Consider the following 18,685-nt stretch of genomic DNA (forward strand, 5'->3'; position numbering starts at 1 on the left):
CTCTCACACCACCGTGCGTACCGTTCGGTACACGGCGGTTCAATCAACTTAACAAGTAACACACCTTTCGGTGTAGTAATCTAACATTGAGACTAATCCGAATGAGGTTAGTCTCTTATTGCTTATAGCTTGGCATACATCTGAACCTCGACATACTCTTGCGAACCCTTTAGCGTAGGATGTTCGCTTTGCTGCCCATTGGGGCACGCCTAGTTTCATTAAATTCTTTGCCCTGTTTTGTGGTGTTTTCCATTGTTTCCATATACACATACGAAGTCTGAATCGGATATGTTTATCCATTTCTCTGCACAGATGTTTCATACTCCCTATCTTGAAGTAGTTAACCCATCCTCTGATAAGTTGATTGAGTTTCTCCACTTTGTAGCTGTTGCTTACACCCCAGCTACGACAGGTGAGTTCCTTCATCCTCTTCTTGAATTTCTCAACTGATTTTGCATGTGGCTTCGCCTTGTATTGGTGTGCTCTTGAATCAAAATAGAATCCAAATCCAAGGTATTTGAGTCCTTGCGGTTTATCCACTTTACTCTTTGTCATGTTGACCTTAAGCCCTAGTTTCTCCTCAATGAATCGAGAGATATTTCTCATTACTCGATTTGCAGACATTTCACTCCCAACCATAATGATACAGTCATCCGCATATCTCGCGAAATTGAGCCCTCGCTTTTCCATTTCTTTGTCAAGTTCATTGAGCATGATATTCGCTAATAGCGGAGAAAGATTTCCTCCTTGCGGTGTTCCTATTACAGAGTCTTCATACTCATCATCAATCATAATTCCACTGACAAGATACTTTCTCACAATGGAGATGACATCTCCATCCTTGATTGTTCTTCCAATTAAGGTCATCAGCTTGTCATGATTTACTGTGTCAAAGAACTTTTCCAAGTCAATGTCTACAATCCAATCATTACCATCATTCATCATATCAAGTGCTGTTAGGATTGCTTGTTGTGCACACCTATTCGGTCTGAATCCATAACTGTGGTCATGGAATTGTTCCTCATAGATTGGTGTTAGTACCTGTGCAATGGCTTGTTGTACAAATCTGTCTGTTACCGTTGGTACTCCTAGGTTTCTGACACCACCATCAGGCTTTGGTATCTCCACTCTTCGTACTGGTTGAGGTTTGTATTTTCTTGTCCTCAACTGTTCCTTGATGATTTCGCCGTTCTTTGCAAGATGTTCCTTGAGTTCTGTGTACTTCATTCCGTCCACTCCCTCTGCACCTTTGTTTCGTACGACTTGCAGATATGCTCTGTTGAGATTATCACTAGATAATATCTGCTCCATTAGATTACTTGTGTCCATGCGTTCTTTCCTTTCCGTCTCGCTTGATTTGACCATCTTTTACCCGATTGGTTACGGCAGATGTTGTCATTTCTGCAATACGAGACATACTCAAACTGATTGATTGTTCGCCCCTTCACTCCATCCCCATTACAGAGACTTCTTCACTACTATGGGCTCGGCTGATTTCTCACAGTTCGTTGTTACTAGGCTGATGATACCTCTGTGAGACCTCCACGCTTAAGGTGCACGCTCTTTCCTCTCATCTATCCGCCACATTTACTCGTACTTCCAGCAACTTTTGGACTTCATCTCCTTTTGCAGACTTATCCGTATTTCCGAGCCTTATATGTGATTTCTGTCCGTCGGACCAAGAGTTTGCTTACAGCTTCCTTCAGATTCCACCTCACGATGGACACCCTTGCTGTTCGGCTATACACTTCCTCGTTGCCTAGGCGTGTTCGGGACTTTCACCCGTTAGAGCGCGCCCATGGCGCGCAAACAAAAAGAGAAGTCTGACATATTTTGTAAGACTTCTCTTTCTATTATGTATTACGCTAATAAAGCATCTGCTAATTCTTCCATTGTCTGGATGTTCGCATCATTCATTGTAGAACGGATAGTAACAACTGGATCAACAATGGTGATGTCCTTCATGGTTTCTACTACTGCTTTCATCTTCTTAGCAGCAACTGGTCCCCAGGAACCATTTTCCATAAAGCCCATTTTACGTTTCTGATAATTCTTTGCTTTTAAATGTGCAAGGAAGTCTTCCATGCAAGGGAACATTCCTCCGTCGTAGGTAGCACAGCAACATACGACTCTATCATAACGGAAAGCATCTTCGATAGCTTCTGCCATATCATCTCTTGCTAAATCAGCAATAGATACTTTTGGAGCACCTTTTGCTTCTAAGATTTCTTTTAACTTTTTAGCAGCCTTTGCTGTATTTCCATGGATGGATGCGTATGCAATAAAGATTCCTTCGCTTTCTGGCTTATAACTGCTCCAAGTATCATATAATCCGATATAGTATCCAAGATTTTCTTTTAAAATTGGTCCATGTAATGGGCAGATCATCTGAATATCAAGTCCAGATGCTTTCTTTAATAATGCCTGTACCTGTGCGCCATATTTACCAACAATGTTAAAGTAATATCTTCTAGCCTCACAAGCCCAGTCTTCTTCTGTATCTAATGCACCAAATTTACCAAATCCATCTGCGGAGAATAAGATTTTTTCAGACTGTTCATAAGCTACCATAACTTCTGGCCAATGAACCAGTGGTGCCATAAAGAACTGCAGTGCATGATTTCCTAATTCTAAAGTTTCACCTTCTTTTACCACTACTTTACGATCAGAAAGATCCATATCAAAGAACTGAGCCATCATAGGGAATGTTTTTGCATTTCCTACAATCTTCATTTCTGGATACTTTTCAGCAACTGCCTGAATATTACCGGCATGGTCTGGTTCCATATGAGATACGATTAAATAATCTGGAGTTTTTCCATCTAAAGCCTTCTCAAGATTAGCAAACCATTCTTCAGTTGCTCTTGGATCTACAGTATCCATAATTGCAATTTTATCATCTAAAATTAAATAGGAGTTATAAGATACTCCATTTGGTACTACGTATTGACTTTCAAATAAGTCAATTGTCTTATCGTCTGCTCCAATATATACAATTGAATCAGAAATTGTAACATCTTTCATGCTGCATTACCTCCTAAAAGTCTGCTTGTGTTATAGTTATGCTTAGCTATAAGCTAATCATCAAACAAAGATTCTAATTTTCCCAAATCCAGAATAGAAATCTCTTTTCCCTGAATACGAATCCAACCCATTTTCTGCATCTCCATCAGCGTTCTGGATAGGGACGGCCTCGTCACGCCAAGATATTCTGCCAGTTCCTCCCGATTCATAGAAACTGGAATCGGGGAATGGCTATTGTACTGATTAAACAGCCATAAAGCAATCTTTTGACGTATTGTTGTGTTAGAAACAATCTGAAGTTTTGCCAACATCTTCAAATTATTTTTTGATTGTATGTTAAGCAGATTGTAAATCATCTTCTTATGATGCTCACATACATTGCTACAAGGATTATAAACAAACTGATAAGGAATCATTAAAACCTCTGAACATTCGACTGCCAACGCATCATATCCATATATATCGTCCGATGCAAAGAAAAAATTTTCTCCAAACACTTCATTTTCATGAATTTGATATAAAATATTTCTTTTCCCAGATGGAAATGTCTTCAGTAAATTTACTTTCCCATGTTTTAAAATAAACAAGTACTGCGGTTTAGATTCTTGCGAAAATATGTAAGAATTTGTTCCAAATACTTTTGTTCTCGCCTTACAGCATTGAAGCATCCTCTCAAATTCTTCTTCTTCAATTCCCTGAAACAGTTCATTCTTTGCATATTCTAACATAATCTGCCTTTCGATTCTGTAACAAATGTTACAAAAATATCATAGTTCTTTACTAGGTCATATTATAGCATTTTCCTATTACAGTGTCAATTTTCCAAATCAAATCGGATTTACTTAATATACAAACACTGGTGTTCCAGGTTCAATCACGGAATAAAGTGCCGCAGCATTACCGCTTGGCATATTCACACATCCATGAGATCCATTGCCCTTATAAATGTTTCCACCAAAGCTGCTTCTCCAATTTGCATCATGGAATCCTGTGTTGGTAGTAAACGGCATCCAATAGCTAACCGGTGATGCATAGCCCTGTCCGGTCAAAGTTTGATTCCGTTCTTTATACATAACCGCATACGCTCCAGTAGGAGTACCGTGTCCTTTTGTGACATCTCCTGTTACAACAGAGGAGGATACTACGGCTTTTCCATCTTTTATAAATACCATAGACTGGCTTTGAATATTTACCAATGCATAGGTATCGTCCCAATCAATATTGCCTTTTTTACGGCAGATAGCTTTATACATGTAAATCGGTTCTCTCTTCACATCTTTTCCTGCTTCAATGACTTTCATCAGCGCTTTTGCTTCTTTTGTCTGACTGATCTTCCATCCATAACTTCCGAAATAGATTTTATGATCATTTCCGGCTGCATCTTTGACCGTTCGGATCGTAGAATATGTATCATACTTTTTCGCCAGTGTTTCTATATAATTCAGTACACGTCGATAACTTAGTTTGGCATTTTGTTCTTTATCAAAAATAATCCATTTTTGAATCATAGATTTATCTACTTTTTCTGTAGTATAGTCAAAATCATACGTAATTGTGACATCGGCCAGCTTTTCTGCCTGTTTCATTCCTTTTTCAAAACGATCATCATCTTGTAATAATGTGGGATCTACATAGCATTTTTCTTCTTTTAAATCTAAAGAAGTGTGAATCTTTGCTAAGGATTCTTTCACTTTTTTTGTTAGCTTTTCTTCATTGACAGTCGTTCCATAGATTTCTTTTTTGACGGTATATTTTCCATCCTTTAAAATGATCTTAGCATTTTCAGGAGCGATCACATTCTCCTTCTGAAAACAATCCAATTGTCTGATCTCTTTTGCCAATTTCGTTTGATCGTAAGTAACATCTGCCTTCAATTCTTTGTTTTTACCTTGCGCTCCAATAAACCACAAAAATGGATTTTGATCTTTCATGCCATTTTTAATGCTATCACCTAAAGAAATTTGCAAATCAAGGTCTTTCCCATTAATAGCATCTTTTAAATTCTTTCGTCCAGTTATCTCCAGTTGGTAATCATTAGTGCTCTGGCTGAGTAAAGCTTCTACCTGGTCAATTGTCTTTCCGCCAATATTTTGATCACTCATTTTTGTTCCAAATAAAAAATGATTCTGAAAATAAATGAAACCGGCCACATATATGACACATAAAACAGCCAACATCGCTAATAAAATCTTTTTTGTTTTAGAAGAAATCTTCTTTTCTTCGGTTGCATTTGAAGTTTCCATATTCCAACATGACTCCTCTCGTATTATTTTATCTTACTTTTAGCAATAACTTCGATTCTTATATACGATAATACATTTTTTGTTGGAATGCAATGTTTTCACGCTATTTTTTTATAAAGTACATATACGAAAGTGCTTTATTTATTATTTTGTTTCAACCATTTTTCTTGCTGTAAATCATCATTTTCTTTTCCAGCCATTACACATAGGCATGTTATGATAATACCTAATATACCACCCAGAACTGTACCTGCTAAAAATAATATCATATTTTGCTCCTTCCTTCGAATTTATAATAATCTTTTGTTATGATAGTTTATGCTCTTAAGAACACTTTGGCTATTATGTAACATATACTATGATTATCGCCAAGAAACAAAATATGATACGAAAATCTTTTCGAGGAATTTCTTATGCACTAAAAAATGGCCTAAACCCTAGAGTTTAAGCCATTTTTGTTACATAAAAGTAAGCGCTGATTAAAATCTACCAGCTTCTGCTGCTTCCTGGATAGAAACAGCTACAGCAACTGTCATACCAACCATTGGGTTGTTACCAGCACCGATTAATCCCATCATCTCAACGTGAGCAGGTACAGAAGAAGAACCAGCAAACTGAGCATCAGAATGCATACGTCCCATTGTATCTGTCATACCGTAAGAAGCAGGACCTGCAGCCATGTTATCTGGGTGAAGTGTACGTCCTGTACCACCACCAGAAGCTACTGAGAAGTATTTTTTACCCTGTTCGATACATTCTTTTTTGTATGTACCAGCTACTGGATGCTGGAATCTTGTAGGGTTTGTAGAGTTACCTGTGATAGATACATCTACTTTTTCTTTGTGCATGATTGCTACACCTTCACGAACATCGTTAGCACCGTAGCAATTAACTTTAGCTCTTAATCCATCAGAGTAAGCTTTACGGAATACTTCTTTTACTTCGCCTGTGTAGTAATCCATTTCTGTTTCAACATATGTAAATCCGTTAATTCTTGAAATAATCTGAGCTGCATCTTTTCCTAAACCGTTTAAGATAACTCTTAATGGTTTTTTACGTACTTTGTTTGCTTTTTCAGCAATACCGATAGCACCTTCAGCAGCTGCGAAAGATTCGTGTCCAGCTAAGAATGCGAAACAATCTGTTTCTTCTTCTAATAACATCTTACCTAAATTACCATGTCCTAAACCTACTTTACGCTGGTCAGCTACAGAACCTGGAATACAGAAAGACTGAAGTCCTTCACCGATTGCAGCAGCAGCATCTGCAGCTCTTCTGCAGTCTTTTTTAATTGCGATAGCTGCACCTACAGTGTAAGCCCATTTTGCATTTTCAAAACAGATTGGCTGGATGCCTTCGATCTGATGATATACATCTAATCCAGCGTCTTTTGTAATTTTCTCAGCTTCTTCGATAGAAGAAATACCGTATTTTTCAAGACAAGCATTGATTTGTTTAATTCTTCTTTCATATGATTCAAATAAAGCCATTGTCGCTACCTCCTAATTCTTTCTTGGGTCAATGATTTTTGCTGCATCTGCAACTCTTCCGTACTGACCTTTTGCTTTATCCATAGCTGTCTGAGCATCGTCACCAGCTTTAATGAAATCCATCATTCTTCCGAAGTTGATGAACTGATATCCGATGATTTCGTTATCTTCATTTAAAGCGATTCCTGTAACATATCCTTCAGCCATTTCAAGGTAACGAGGACCTTTCTTTAATGTTCCGTACATAGTACCAACCTGAGATCTTAAACCTTTACCTAAATCTTCAAGACCAGCACCGATTGCTAAACCATCTTCAGAGAAAGCACTCTGTGTTCTACCATATACGATCTGTAAGAAGATTTCTCTCATAGCTGTATTGATAGCATCACATACTAAGTCAGTATTTAATGCTTCTAAGATTGTTCTTCCTGGTAAGATTTCAGATGCCATAGCAGCTGAATGAGTCATACCGGAACATCCGATTGTTTCTACTAATGCTTCCTGAATGATACCTTCTTTTACATTTAATGTTAATTTACAACCACCCTGCTGTGGTGCACACCAACCGATACCATGGGATAAACCAGAGATATCTGTTACGTCTTTAGCTTTTACCCATTTTGCTTCTTCTGGGATTGGAGCAGCACCGTGATTAACGCCAAGTGCTACTGGACACATTTCTTCTACTTCATGTGAATAAATCATGTTGAGACTCCTTTCGGTTTAAAAATATATACTTGTAAGCCTCGCGCCTACCTTTGCTATATTTTATCATAAATTGTATATAACTTCTATACTTTTTTTCAATTTTGTCTATGAAAATTGTGAATAAATTATCATTCTTTTTCTATGATTTCACCATGTTTCTTATAAATAGAATTTTTTTCTACAAATCCCCGTACCATTGACAGCGGGTAAATATTTGTATGAGAGCCAACAACGGATCCTGGATTTAAGATTGTTCCACATCCTACTTCTACATAATCTCCCAAAATTGCGCCAATTTTTTTCAATCCTGTCTGAATTTTACATTCTTTTGTCTTTATTTCTACTAATGTTTTGTCAGATTTTACATTTGAAGTGATAGAACCAGCTCCCATATGGGATTTGAATCCTAAAATAGAATCTCCTACATAATTGTAATGTGGAACCTGAACTTTGTTAAACAAGATAACATTTTTTAATTCTGTAGAATTTCCCACGACTGCCCCCTCTCCAACAATGGCATTTCCACGAATAAATGCACAATGTCTGATTTCTGCTTCTTTTCCAATAATAGCTGGTCCATGGATATAAGCGGTTGGTGCAACCGTTGCGGATTTTGCAATCCAAATATTTTCTTCTGGATGATCGTATTCATCAACAGACAGAGTTTCACCAATTTTCAAAATAGTCTCACTGATGTGAGGAAGAATTTCCCATGGATATTCATAGGCTTCAAATAAATCTTTTGCAATTGTCTGGGTATAATCATTGAATAATTCTTTATTTCTTAACTGTTTCATTTTCTTTTTTCCCTTTCTTTTTATAATACTGAGCTGCATAATCAAAAGACTGCTGTAAGACAGACTGATTATTCAGACAGCGAACCGCATTGGTACGATCCGTAATAAATTTTTCCAGCTTCTGCATATACTCTTCTTCGGTTACTGCTCCTTCTGACACGTAGGTAAGTCCTTTTTCCCAACTAGCTGTAAGCTTTGGATTCAACAAAGAGCGGATAGAAGCATACACTACATCGTAAATCATCTCCCCTACCTGTGTCGGTGTAAGAATCTGTGTTTTTTTATTTAAAGCAATGTATTTATTATTGACCAGTTTCTTGATAATTTCTGCTCTGGTAGCACTGGTTCCGATCCCGCTTCCTTTTATCTGTGCCCGCAGCTCCTCATCTTCAATCAGCTGCCCGGCATTTTCCATTGCAAGCACCATGGACCCGGAATTATAACGTTTGGGAGGAGTCGTCGTTCCTTCCTTAATATGAAATTCTCTTACCGGAAGCTGTTTCCCTTTTCGAACTGCAGAGAGAACTTCTGCTAAGTGTGGATTGCCCTCTTCCTTCTTTTCCAGACCAGCATTGGCAACCTTTTGATATCCTTCTTCTAATAATACTTTTGTTGATGTAAAAAAGTGCTCTGTTAATACCAAAGTCTCCAGATTGATCTTCTGATAAACTGCTGGCGGATAAAAGATGCTTAAGAATCTTCGTACAATAACCATATAGATACTGGCCGAAAGCTGATTTAGAGAACGAAGCGTTCCAAGTCCCTGACCTGTAGGAATAATGGCATAGTGATCCGTAATCTGTTTATCGTTGACATAACGGCTTTTTGCCAGTCCCTGATATTGTTTCTTTTCCAGTATTTCTGATGCAAAAGAAGCAAGTGGAGTATAACCTGTTAATCCATTTATATTTTTATAAATTTCCTTTGCTACTGCAGTAGATAAAACCCTGGCATCTGTACGTGGATAAGTCACCAGTTTCTTTTCATATAATTCCTGTACAACTTTTAACGTCTGATCCGGACTTATTTTAAACATTTTAGAGCAGGTATTTTGAAGCTCTGCCAGATTGAATAATAGTGGTGCGTATTTCTTTTCTTTTTTTCTGGAAATAGAACAAACTTTCCCTGTGACAGGTGGTTCTTTTACCATGTAATCAATCAGCTGCTTGGCATATCGTTCTTCCTTTAATCCATTTTCTTTATAGAGATAGGGAGAACCATAATACTGGGAATCCTGTGTAACCCGCCATTCCATTTCAATTTTTTCTTCTCCCAGCATAAAATCCCCCAGGATCCTGTAAAAAGGTGTTGGAACAAAGGTACGGATTTCCCGTTCTCTTTGAACGATCATTCCCAGCACACAAGTCATAACTCTTCCAACTGCAACAACCGTATTCTTTTTCTGCTTCATATAATTAGAAATGGTCCACCCATATTTTAGCGTCAAAACCCGTGAAAAGTTAATTCCCATCAGATAATCTTCTTTTGCCCGCAGATAAGCAGATGCAGCAAGATGATCGTATTCTGATAAATCTTTTGCTTCTTTGATGCCACGACGAACCTCTTCTTCTGTCTGTGAATCGATCCACACTCTTTTCTGTTGTTTTCCTTCTACCTGAGCCATCTGTGCTACTAATCGGTAAATATATTCTCCTTCCCGCCCGGAGTCCGTACAGACATAGATTGTATCTACATCTTCCCGATGTAACAGACTGCTGACGATCTCATACTGCTTTTTAACTGAAGGAATTACTTCATACTTATATTCTTTTGGTAAAAATGGCAATGTTGCCAAATCCCATCTTTTCAATGCTGGATCATATTTTTCTGGATAACTCATGGAAATTAAATGCCCAACACACCATGTAATGATCGTGTTGTTGGATTCCATATATCCATCTTTATTGGTTGTGTTCAGCTTCAGTGCTTTTGCAAATTCTCTTGCAACGCTTGGTTTTTCTGTAATAAATAACGACTTCACGTAAGTTACCGCCTTCATTTCTTTTCTCTTTTATTTTTAATGCTCACATATTATAGCATATTTTTTTATTTAATGATAGAATATTTCTATCACTATAAGGGATATAAATTGGAGGTATCATATGACTGCTTACAAACAGATTGCGAGAAAAAATCTTGCTATTCAGATGATTGAACACTTAAAAAAACGTAATATGGAAGGCTATTACTGTGAGACAAAGAAAGAAGCATTGGAAAAAGCGATTTCTTTTTTGCCTTCTCAGTGCAGCATTAGCTGGGGTGGTTCTGAATCTTTAAATGAGATCGGCTTTATGGATTATATGAAAGTTCATAAAGATGACTATCAGATCATTGATCGCTTTGCAGGGAAAACGGTAGAAGAGAAACGTGAAATCTATGGAAAATCTACAATGGCTGACTATTATTTTATGAGTGCTAATGCCATTACAAAAGATGGAATTATCGTCAACATGGATGGTAGTGGCAACCGGGTTGCTTGTCTCTGTCATGGACCAAATCATGTTGTTTTGGTCATTGGTATGAATAAGGTGGCTTATAATTTGGAAGATGCCATTAATCGTATTCATCTGGTTGCAGGTCCGACCAACACTATTCGACAACAGATGAACACTCCTTGTTCCAAGACAGGAAGCTGTGCTGACTGTCTGAGCAAAGACTGTATCTGCTGTAATCTGGTCATCACCAGATATAATCGTCAGGATGGACGTATCAAAGTTATTTTAACAGGAGAAGACCTGGGATTTTAAAAGAAGTGTTCTTCTTCTGTCATATATTCCAGAAAATCCAGCAGAAGAACCGTAATACGGATTCTTTGCTGGATTTTCTAATACAAAGCATAATTATAGTATTACTTTGCCGTTTTCTTTCTTGTTCTTCCAAAATTCAATACTAGTGCCAGCATAACAAAGGCAATCATCATCCAGAAGGTAAGTACTTTTGGTCCTCTTGGAGCAAACATATCATAATATCCTTTTAAGTATACAACTATAATGATCAGAGGAAGGAGATAGGTCATATAGCCTTTTACACAGCGTGGAAAATCAATTCCTGATCCAGTATCACATTCATCAATAAACTTATCAAAGCCCCATCCATTTTTCTTTACACAGAAAATTACAAAGAGTAAACTTCCCAAAGGAAGAATATTATAGGATACAAGGAAATCTTCTAAATCCATAATGGAACTTCCAGGTCCCATTGGCTGAATGCTGCTTAGAACATTAAATCCTAGTACTGCAGGCAATGACAGTACGATAATTGCAATTGCATTAACAAACACTGCTTTTTTACGTTCTACCTGAAATAAATCCATATTCGCTGCGATAATCGCTTCAAATACGGCTATCACTGTTGACATGGCTGCAAAAGCCATAAATATAAAGAACATAGTTCCCCAGATACGTCCAGCAGGCATATGATTAAATACATTTGGAAGAGTAATAAACAACAGAGATGGTCCTGCATCCGGCTCTACTCCATAGGCAAAACAGGATGGAATAATGATCAACCCTGCTACCAGTGCTACAAATGTATCCACCAGCACAATGCTGATTGCTTCACCAGTCAGTTTTCTTTCCTTACCAAGATAACTTCCAAAGATACTCATACATCCCATACCAACACTTAATGTAAAAAATGCATGGGTCATAGCCGCAAAAATAACATTTCCGATTCCGTTTTCCATAAGTCTTTGAAAATCTGGAATCAAATAAAAGCGAACTCCATCACCAGCATTGTCCAATAAAACAGAATTGATAGCAAGTACCATCATCATTAACAATAAAAGAATCATCATTATCTTTGTAATCTTTTCTACTCCGTTTTTCAATCCTAACGCACAAACACCAAATGCAAGCAGCGTAGCAATGATCATCCAGCCTGTCATAGTGGCTGGAGAAGTCAGCATCTGACTAAATACATTCTGTACCTCCAAAACAGATAATCCATGCATTTTCCCACTGATCATACGATACGCATAATAGAACATCCATCCACATACCATCGTATAGAACATCATTAAAAGATAATTTCCTGCTATGCTATACCATTTAAAATGGTGCCATTTTTGCCCTTCTGGTTCTAATACATCGAAAGATTTCGCTACACTGGTGCGACTCCCACGTCCAATTGCAAATTCACAGATCATAATCGGCAATCCTAAAATTGCTAAAAAAATCAGATAAATTATAATAAAAGCGGCTCCTCCATTCTCTCCACATATATATGGAAACTTCCATACGTTGCCCAATCCGATGGCACAGCCGGCCGACACAAGGATAAAACCAAGTCTGGACCCAAACTTTTCTCTCTCATTCATACTTTCATACCTCTCCTATTTCAATTTCTTATAACTTAGAAAATGCAGGTACTGAATATTGCTTCAATACCTGCATTCATCCCCTAGCATTCTAATATTGATTAGTTTTCGTATAATGGGTACTTATCAGTTAATGTCTTGACCAGAGCTTCTGCAGCTGCACAATCTTTATCGATGACCGCTGCTTTCATTGCATCGGCAATTACCTGCATATCATCCTCTTTTAAGCCTCTTGTTGTTACAGCAGGAGTACCAAGGCGGATACCAGATGTTACAAATGGAGATTGTGGATCATTCGGTACTGTATTCTTATTACATGTAATATGAACAGAATCTAAAAGTTTCTCAACTTCTTTTCCTGTTACACCTAATTTTTGAAGATCAACTAACATTAAGTGGTTATCTGTTCCTCCAGATACGATATCAAAACCATTTGCAATCAGCGCTTTTGAAAGTGCCTGTGCATTTTTGATTACCTGTTTTTGATATTCTTTAAATTCATCACTTAACGCTTCTTTAAAGCAGACTGCTTTTCCTGCAATTACATGCATCAACGGACCACCCTGAATTCCAGGGAAAATTGCTTTATTAAAATTAAATTTCTTATTTACTTCCTCACTGCACAGGATCATGCCCCCACGAGGTCCACGAAGTGTTTTATGGGTTGTTGTTGTAACCACATCTGCATATGGAATTGGACTTTCGTGTAAACCTGCAGCAACCAAGCCGGCGATATGTGCCATATCCACCATCAAAACTGCTCCAACTTCATCTGCAATCTGGCGGAAACGTTTAAAATCAATTGCTCTTGCATAAGCACTGGCACCAGCTACAATTAATTTTGGTTTACATTCTAAAGCAATTTTTTCGACTTCATCATAGTCGATATAACCATCTGCATTCACGCCATATGGAACTACGTTGTAGTTTTTTCCAGACATATTGACCGGACTTCCATGTGTTAAATGTCCGCCGTGATCCAAGTTCATTCCCATAAATGTGTCACCAACGTTCATAACTGCGAAGAATACTGCCATATTTGCCTGAGCACCAGAATGAGGCTGAACATTAACATATTCACAACCAAATAATTTTTTTGCTCTTTCTCTTGCAAGATTTTCCACAATATCTACGTATTCGCAGCCACCATAGTAACGCTTTCCAGGGTATCCTTCTGCGTATTTATTGGTCAGATGACTTCCCATAGCCTGCATAACTGCTTCGGAAACAAGGTTTTCAGAAGCAATCAACTCCAAATTGTTACGCTGTCTTCCTAATTCTGCATTCATCGCATCCATTAAATCTGGATCAAACTCTGCAACTTTGTCAAAATTTAACATTTCTTTTTCCTCCTAACGGGCTCTATTCCAAGCCGGTGAATTTTTCCTTCAATGCTTCAACTGCACTTTCAACTTTATTTCTACGGATGGATACGGTTATTTTAATCTCAGATGTATAAATCATTTCAATATTAATGCCACAATTGTATAATGCTTCAAACATCATAGATGCTGCCCCTGGGTTTGACATCATACCGGCTCCTTTAATGGATACGATTCCAACTTCTTTATCCACAACGATTTCATGATAATCTTCTTCATGGAAAGTATTCTTTAATACGGATACTGTTTTATCAGCCACATCTTCCATTACAACAAATGAAATATCCTTTGTCTTATCACGTCCGATAGACTGAAGAATCAATTCTACATTAATTCCTTCTGTTGCCAGCGCCTGAAATAGCTTTGCAGCTACTCCTGGTTCATCTTTTAATGCCATTACACAAATCTGTGCGATTTTGTCATTAGACTGTACGCCATTTACTAACATCTTTTCCATTTATTCTTATCCTCCTATTTTTCCTCAGGCTTTAACTGAATGCTCAATTCCTCAAGCTGTACATTATCTACTGGTGCTGGTGCTTCTGTCATCAGGCAGGATGCATCTTTCACTTTTGGGAATGCGATAACATCACGGATGCTTTCTTCTCCTGTAATCAACATGATCAAACGATCCAGTCCATATGCCAGACCTGCATGTGGTGGAACTCCATATTTAAATGCGTCTAATAAGAATCCAAATCGTTCGTGTGCCTGTTCTTTTGTAAATCCAAGGCATTCAAACATCTTTTCTTGAATGTCATCCTGGAAGATACGAACAGATCCTCCACCGAGCTCTGTACCATTTAATACGATATCATATGCTTTCGCACGCACTCTGCCTGGATCTGAATCAATGTATGGTAAATCTTCTTCCATTGGCATTGTAAATGGATGATGCATTGCTGTGTAACGGTTTTCATCCTCATTCCATTCCAATAATGGAAATTCAGTTACCCATAAGAACTTAAACTGTCCTTCTGGAATCATATCATAAGTCTTTGCAATTTCCAAACGTAAATTACCTAGAACATCATAAACAACAGAATTCTTATCTGCTGCAAATAATAATAAATCACCTGGTTTACCACCCATTGCATCAATCAAGGCAGCCATTTCTTCTTCCTTCATAAATTTAGCAAAGGAAGACTTTATGGTTCCATCACTCTTTAACTGAATATAAGCAAGTCCCTTTGCTCCAAAATCTTTGGCAAATTTTACAAAACCATCGATCTTCTTTCTTCCCAGATCACCCTGGCCGCTTGCATTGATTCCTCTAACGGTACCACCTGCTTCAATGGCACTTTTGAATACAACAAAGTCACAGTCTTTTACAACTTCTGTAACATCGGTAAGCTCCATACCAAAACGCATATCCGGCTTATCAGAGCCAAAACGATCCATGGCTTCTTGCCATGTCATACGCTGAATTGGAAGACTGATCTCTTCTCCGATGGTTTCTTTAAAAATCTTTGCCAGAAGACGTTCATTGACGTCAATGACATCATCAATATCGACAAAAGATAATTCCATATCAATCTGCGTAAATTCTGGCTGTCTGTCTGCACGCAAATCTTCATCACGGAAGCAGCGAGCAATCTGAAAATAACGATCATATCCTGAACACATTAACAGCTGTTTAAACAGCTGTGGAGACTGTGGAAGTGCATAGAATGATCCTGGATGTACACGGCTAGGTACCAGATAATCCCTTGCACCTTCCGGTGTCGATTTTGTCAGCATCGGTGTTTCAATTTCAAGGAATCCTTCTTCAGCCAGGAAGTTTCTTACCAGCATAGTAACCTTACTTCTCATCATCAGGTTTTTCTGGATATTCGGGCGTCGTAAATCCAAATAACGGTATTTTAAACGAACTTCATCCTTAACCTTTAGATTGGCATCTACTGGAATTGGAGGTGTCTCTGCTTCAGATAAAATTCGAAGTTCCTCAGCCTTGATCTCAATATCTCCTGTTTTTAAATTGGTATTAACGGCTCCGCTTCTCTTTTCTACGGTACCGACAATTGCAATTACAAATTCATTTCTTAGTTTATTCGCTTTTTCGAATCCTTCTGTTCCAATGGTGTCTTCATCAAAAATAATTTGAAGAAGGCCGGAACGATCACGTAAATCTACGAAAATCAAGCTTCCCAGATTACGTCTCTTTTGTACCCATCCCATTACGGTTACTTTTTCTCCGACCAGCTGGTTAGAGACTTCTGTACAACGATGCGTACGCTTTAGGCCTGTCATTGATTCTGCCATTTTTCTATCCTCCTGCTCTATTTTAAGAAACCACTGATGATTTCTTCCTCTGCTTCTTCTTCTGTTAATCCCAACGTCATTAATTTGATCAGCTGTTCTCCTGCAATCTTTCCGATTGCTGCTTCATGAATCAGATTTGCATCAACATTGTTTGCAGTTAATTCTGGAATTGCACTGACACTTGCTCCATCCATAATAATGGCATCACATTCTGTATGTCCAGTACATTCATTGTTTCCAATAATCTTAGATAAAAACATCTGCCTTGATTCATCTCTGGCAACAGAACGTGAAACAACATCTGCTTTGGAATTGGTTCCTTTTAAATCTACTTCGAACTCTGTTTCTGCATACTGTGTTCCATGTGTCATAATGTTTTCCTTAACGATCAAGGTGGCTCCATCTTCTACCACTCCAGTGGTAACACGTTTTGTGGAATCTACTCCCTTGATCTGTACGGATTCCATCTCCATATAGGAATCCTTGCCCAGGAAAATCTTTGTAACAGGATTTAAAATGCGCTGTCCTTTTCCATCACCTTTTCCATAGTGTTTTTCTACATAACGGACTTTTGCTCCTTTTTCCAAGTGAAAGCTGTGAACCCCATCATGTTGCGATGTCAGATCCCCTCCATTGTGAATTCCACATCCGGCAATGATCGTCACATCTGCGTTTTCTCCAACATAAAAATCATTATATACTAAATCCTTTAAACCAGTTTCACTAAGCACAACTGGAATGTGGATACTTTCATTCTTTGTATTTGGTTTTATAATAATATCGATACCTGAAACATCTGTTTTTGGTACAATATCTACGTTAGCACTGCATTGGCGTCCTACACTTTTTCCATTGGCACGAATATTATAAGCTCCAGCCGGAATTTCATGGAGTCCTGCAACTTCCTCTAACAAACTCTTTTGTATTGCATCCATCTTATAAATCTCCTTTACAACAACTACATTCTACTTTCTCATCACTGAGCAGCTGAGGCAATATCTCTTCTGGAGTGCCAACGGATTCTACTGCACCACCGGAAATAACAATCAATTCATCTGCGATGTTTAAGATTCTTTCCTGATGAGAAATAATAATAATGGACCCTTTGATATCTTTATGCATCTTTTCAAATACTTTAATTAGATTCTTAAAGCTCCATAAATCAATTCCTGCCTCTGGTTCATCAAATACAGAAACTTTGGTTCCCCGGGCAAGAATGGTAGCAATCTCAATTCGTTTTAACTCACCGCCGGATAAGCTGTTATCGACTTGGCGATTGATATAATCTTTGGCACATAATCCGACCTCAGATAAGTAGTTACATGCCTCAGAAAATGTCACTTGATTGCCAGAAGCCAGCTTGATCAAATCCTTTACGGTAATTCCCTTGAAACGAACGGGCTGCTGAAAGGCAAAACTGATTCCTGCTTTTGCTCTTTCCGTAATGGACATATCTGTAATATCCTTTCCATCCAATAAGATCTGTCCACTGGAAGGCTGATAGATTCCTGCAATGATTTTTGCAAGAGTTGATTTCCCGCTTCCATTCGGACCGGTAATTACGATGAGCTTATGATCGTCAATGGTTAAGTTTATATTATTTAATATTTCTTTTTGGCCTTTTTTATCTGTGACTTCAAAAGAAACATCTTTCAACTCTAACATTTTTGTTCCTCCGTATCTACAATTTTACCTTTACCATTATAAACAAAAGATTTGGATATGTACAGAGCTTTTTTTTATTGTACATTTTTCTTCTTTTGTACTATAATTGTTTTAGTCTAAAAGTGGCTGATTATAATTCAAATACAGGAGGTACTCAATATGGCTCAATATAAAGAAATCAAACCAGAAGAATTATCTGGAAACCCTTTTCGATTGATCGGAAAGGACTGGATGCTGGTTACTGCCAAAAAAGACAACACAATTAATACCATGACGGCATCCTGGGGTGGAATGGGTGTTATGTGGAACAAGAATGTAGCAGTCACTGTTCTACGTCCACAGCGTTATACAAAAGAGTTTATCGATACATCAAAACGTTTTAGTTTATCATTTTATGATGACTCCTATAGGAAAGATATGACTTATGTAGGACGTGTCTCAGGAAGAGAAGAGCCGGGTAAAATTACAAAGACATCCTTCACCCCTGCAGAAATCGACGGAGTTCCATATTTTGAAGAAGCGAATATGGTACTGATCTGCAAAAAGTTATATGTGCAGGAAATGAATCCAGAAGGATTTATGGAAGATTGTAAGGAACTGGATGTCCAAAATTATCCAAACAAGGATTATCATTTTATGTATGTTGCTGAAATCGAAAAGATTCTGATAAAAGAGGCATAAAAGTTTCCGGCAGACGGCAGACGTGCGAAGACAATAACGTCAGCAAAACTGATGTGCACGCCGCCGCAAGAATGCCGGATAGAGTTCTTGAAAAATTGTAAAGTATCTTCTGCAG

The 18,685-nt window shown here is 37.9% G+C and carries 17 protein-coding genes; 2 read left to right on the forward strand and 15 right to left on the reverse strand.

The features are described from left to right. Nucleotides 1–48: 48 nt before the first annotated feature. The 9 genes from ltrA to BHF69_RS04730 form a co-directional block, all read right to left on the reverse strand. The gene (gene ltrA, locus BHF69_RS04695) at nucleotides 49–1,329 is read right to left on the reverse strand and encodes a group II intron reverse transcriptase/maturase (RefSeq protein WP_158022527.1); all 1,281 of its coding nucleotides are present in this window, start codon (nucleotides 1,327–1,329) and stop codon (nucleotides 49–51) included. A gap of 531 nt (nucleotides 1,330–1,860) precedes the next feature. Next, a complete protein-coding gene (locus BHF69_RS04700) occupies nucleotides 1,861–3,024 on the reverse strand; it encodes an FprA family A-type flavoprotein (protein ID WP_075669922.1) in 1,164 nt (387 codons plus the stop codon). A 53-nt stretch (nucleotides 3,025–3,077) separates the two neighbouring features. After that, the gene (locus BHF69_RS04705) at nucleotides 3,078–3,752 is read right to left on the reverse strand and encodes a Crp/Fnr family transcriptional regulator (RefSeq protein ID WP_075669923.1); all 675 of its coding nucleotides are present in this window, start codon (nucleotides 3,750–3,752) and stop codon (nucleotides 3,078–3,080) included. 114 nt (nucleotides 3,753–3,866) lie between these two features. Further along, the gene (locus BHF69_RS04710) at nucleotides 3,867–5,267 is read right to left on the reverse strand and encodes a L,D-transpeptidase family protein (protein ID WP_075669924.1); all 1,401 of its coding nucleotides are present in this window, start codon (nucleotides 5,265–5,267) and stop codon (nucleotides 3,867–3,869) included. A 137-nt stretch (nucleotides 5,268–5,404) separates the two neighbouring features. Next, on the reverse strand, nucleotides 5,405–5,536 hold the full coding sequence (locus BHF69_RS14570) for a hypothetical protein (protein WP_278276973.1): 132 nt from the start codon (nucleotides 5,534–5,536) through the stop codon (nucleotides 5,405–5,407). Between the two features lie 210 nt (nucleotides 5,537–5,746). Continuing rightward, on the reverse strand, nucleotides 5,747–6,757 hold the full coding sequence (locus tag BHF69_RS04715; RefSeq protein ID WP_075669925.1) for a GGGtGRT protein: 1,011 nt from the start codon (nucleotides 6,755–6,757) through the stop codon (nucleotides 5,747–5,749). Nucleotides 6,758–6,769: 12 nt separating this feature from the next. Next, nucleotides 6,770–7,462 (reverse strand): iron-sulfur cluster assembly scaffold protein, encoded by a 693-nt coding sequence (locus BHF69_RS04720; protein ID WP_075669926.1) that lies wholly within the window; start codon nucleotides 7,460–7,462, stop codon nucleotides 6,770–6,772. 131 nt (nucleotides 7,463–7,593) lie between these two features. After that, nucleotides 7,594–8,262 (reverse strand): acyltransferase, encoded by a 669-nt coding sequence (locus BHF69_RS04725; RefSeq protein ID WP_075669927.1) that lies wholly within the window; start codon nucleotides 8,260–8,262, stop codon nucleotides 7,594–7,596. Then, on the reverse strand, nucleotides 8,243–10,261 hold the full coding sequence (locus tag BHF69_RS04730; protein ID WP_075669928.1) for a DNA topoisomerase: 2,019 nt from the start codon (nucleotides 10,259–10,261) through the stop codon (nucleotides 8,243–8,245). Before BHF69_RS04730 ends, BHF69_RS04725 begins: the two co-directional genes overlap by 20 nt. A gap of 103 nt (nucleotides 10,262–10,364) precedes the next feature. On the opposite strand from BHF69_RS04730, the gene BHF69_RS04735 reads away from it, so the two are divergent. After that, nucleotides 10,365–11,009, forward strand: coding sequence for a lactate utilization protein (locus tag BHF69_RS04735; RefSeq protein ID WP_075669929.1), 645 nt, complete (start codon nucleotides 10,365–10,367; stop codon nucleotides 11,007–11,009). A 101-nt stretch (nucleotides 11,010–11,110) separates the two neighbouring features. Here the strand turns inward: BHF69_RS04735 and BHF69_RS04740 are convergent, their stop codons facing one another. From BHF69_RS04740 to BHF69_RS04765, 6 genes are all read right to left on the reverse strand, one after another. Beyond that, complete coding sequence (locus tag BHF69_RS04740; RefSeq protein WP_075669930.1) at nucleotides 11,111–12,580, reverse strand: sodium-dependent transporter; 1,470 nt, start codon at nucleotides 12,578–12,580, stop codon at nucleotides 11,111–11,113. A 101-nt stretch (nucleotides 12,581–12,681) separates the two neighbouring features. Continuing rightward, complete coding sequence (gene glyA, locus BHF69_RS04745; protein ID WP_075669931.1) at nucleotides 12,682–13,920, reverse strand: serine hydroxymethyltransferase; 1,239 nt, start codon at nucleotides 13,918–13,920, stop codon at nucleotides 12,682–12,684. A gap of 22 nt (nucleotides 13,921–13,942) precedes the next feature. Next, nucleotides 13,943–14,419 carry an ACT domain-containing protein gene (locus tag BHF69_RS04750; RefSeq protein WP_075669932.1) on the reverse strand — a complete coding sequence of 159 codons (477 nt, stop codon included), beginning with the start codon at nucleotides 14,417–14,419 and terminating at the stop codon, nucleotides 13,943–13,945. Between the two features lie 14 nt (nucleotides 14,420–14,433). Beyond that, complete coding sequence (gene aspS, locus BHF69_RS04755; protein WP_075669933.1) at nucleotides 14,434–16,224, reverse strand: aspartate--tRNA ligase; 1,791 nt, start codon at nucleotides 16,222–16,224, stop codon at nucleotides 14,434–14,436. Between the two features lie 17 nt (nucleotides 16,225–16,241). Further along, nucleotides 16,242–17,159, reverse strand: a complete 918-nt coding sequence (locus BHF69_RS04760; RefSeq protein WP_075669934.1) for a SufB/SufD family protein — start codon at nucleotides 17,157–17,159, stop codon at nucleotides 16,242–16,244. 1 nt (nucleotide 17,160) lies between these two features. Beyond that, nucleotides 17,161–17,889: an ABC transporter ATP-binding protein gene (locus tag BHF69_RS04765; RefSeq protein ID WP_075669935.1), complete on the reverse strand. Its 729-nt coding sequence runs from the start codon at nucleotides 17,887–17,889 to the stop codon at nucleotides 17,161–17,163. 159 nt (nucleotides 17,890–18,048) lie between these two features. Between BHF69_RS04765 and BHF69_RS04770 the strand changes: the two genes are divergently transcribed. After that, nucleotides 18,049–18,570 (forward strand): flavin reductase, encoded by a 522-nt coding sequence (locus BHF69_RS04770; protein WP_075669936.1) that lies wholly within the window; start codon nucleotides 18,049–18,051, stop codon nucleotides 18,568–18,570. The last annotated feature ends 115 nt before the right edge of the window (nucleotides 18,571–18,685 follow it).

The organism is Anaerostipes sp. 992a, assembly GCF_001940245.1.
GTDB lineage: Bacteria > Bacillota > Clostridia > Lachnospirales > Lachnospiraceae > Fimousia.

Excerpts from the sequence above, each read along its gene's own strand:
- ltrA (WP_158022527.1), bottom strand. The coding sequence starts at position 1,329 with ATGGACACAAGTAATCTAATGGAGCAGATATTATCTAGTGATAATCTC.
- BHF69_RS04700 (WP_075669922.1), bottom strand. The coding sequence starts at position 3,024 with ATGAAAGATGTTACAATTTCTGATTCAATTGTATATATTGGAGCAGAC.
- BHF69_RS04705 (WP_075669923.1), bottom strand. The coding sequence starts at position 3,752 with ATGTTAGAATATGCAAAGAATGAACTGTTTCAGGGAATTGAAGAAGAA.
- BHF69_RS04710 (WP_075669924.1), bottom strand. The coding sequence starts at position 5,267 with ATGGAAACTTCAAATGCAACCGAAGAAAAGAAGATTTCTTCTAAAACA.
- BHF69_RS14570 (WP_278276973.1), bottom strand. The coding sequence starts at position 5,536 with ATGATATTATTTTTAGCAGGTACAGTTCTGGGTGGTATATTAGGTATT.
- BHF69_RS04715 (WP_075669925.1), bottom strand. The coding sequence starts at position 6,757 with ATGGCTTTATTTGAATCATATGAAAGAAGAATTAAACAAATCAATGCT.
- BHF69_RS04720 (WP_075669926.1), bottom strand. The coding sequence starts at position 7,462 with ATGATTTATTCACATGAAGTAGAAGAAATGTGTCCAGTAGCACTTGGC.
- BHF69_RS04725 (WP_075669927.1), bottom strand. The coding sequence starts at position 8,262 with ATGAAACAGTTAAGAAATAAAGAATTATTCAATGATTATACCCAGACA.
- BHF69_RS04730 (WP_075669928.1), bottom strand. The coding sequence starts at position 10,261 with ATGAAGGCGGTAACTTACGTGAAGTCGTTATTTATTACAGAAAAACCA.
- BHF69_RS04735 (WP_075669929.1), top strand. The coding sequence starts at position 10,365 with ATGACTGCTTACAAACAGATTGCGAGAAAAAATCTTGCTATTCAGATG.
- BHF69_RS04740 (WP_075669930.1), bottom strand. The coding sequence starts at position 12,580 with ATGAATGAGAGAGAAAAGTTTGGGTCCAGACTTGGTTTTATCCTTGTG.
- glyA (WP_075669931.1), bottom strand. The coding sequence starts at position 13,920 with ATGTTAAATTTTGACAAAGTTGCAGAGTTTGATCCAGATTTAATGGAT.
- BHF69_RS04750 (WP_075669932.1), bottom strand. The coding sequence starts at position 14,419 with ATGGAAAAGATGTTAGTAAATGGCGTACAGTCTAATGACAAAATCGCA.
- aspS (WP_075669933.1), bottom strand. The coding sequence starts at position 16,224 with ATGGCAGAATCAATGACAGGCCTAAAGCGTACGCATCGTTGTACAGAA.
- BHF69_RS04760 (WP_075669934.1), bottom strand. The coding sequence starts at position 17,159 with ATGGATGCAATACAAAAGAGTTTGTTAGAGGAAGTTGCAGGACTCCAT.
- BHF69_RS04765 (WP_075669935.1), bottom strand. The coding sequence starts at position 17,889 with ATGTTAGAGTTGAAAGATGTTTCTTTTGAAGTCACAGATAAAAAAGGC.
- BHF69_RS04770 (WP_075669936.1), top strand. The coding sequence starts at position 18,049 with ATGGCTCAATATAAAGAAATCAAACCAGAAGAATTATCTGGAAACCCT.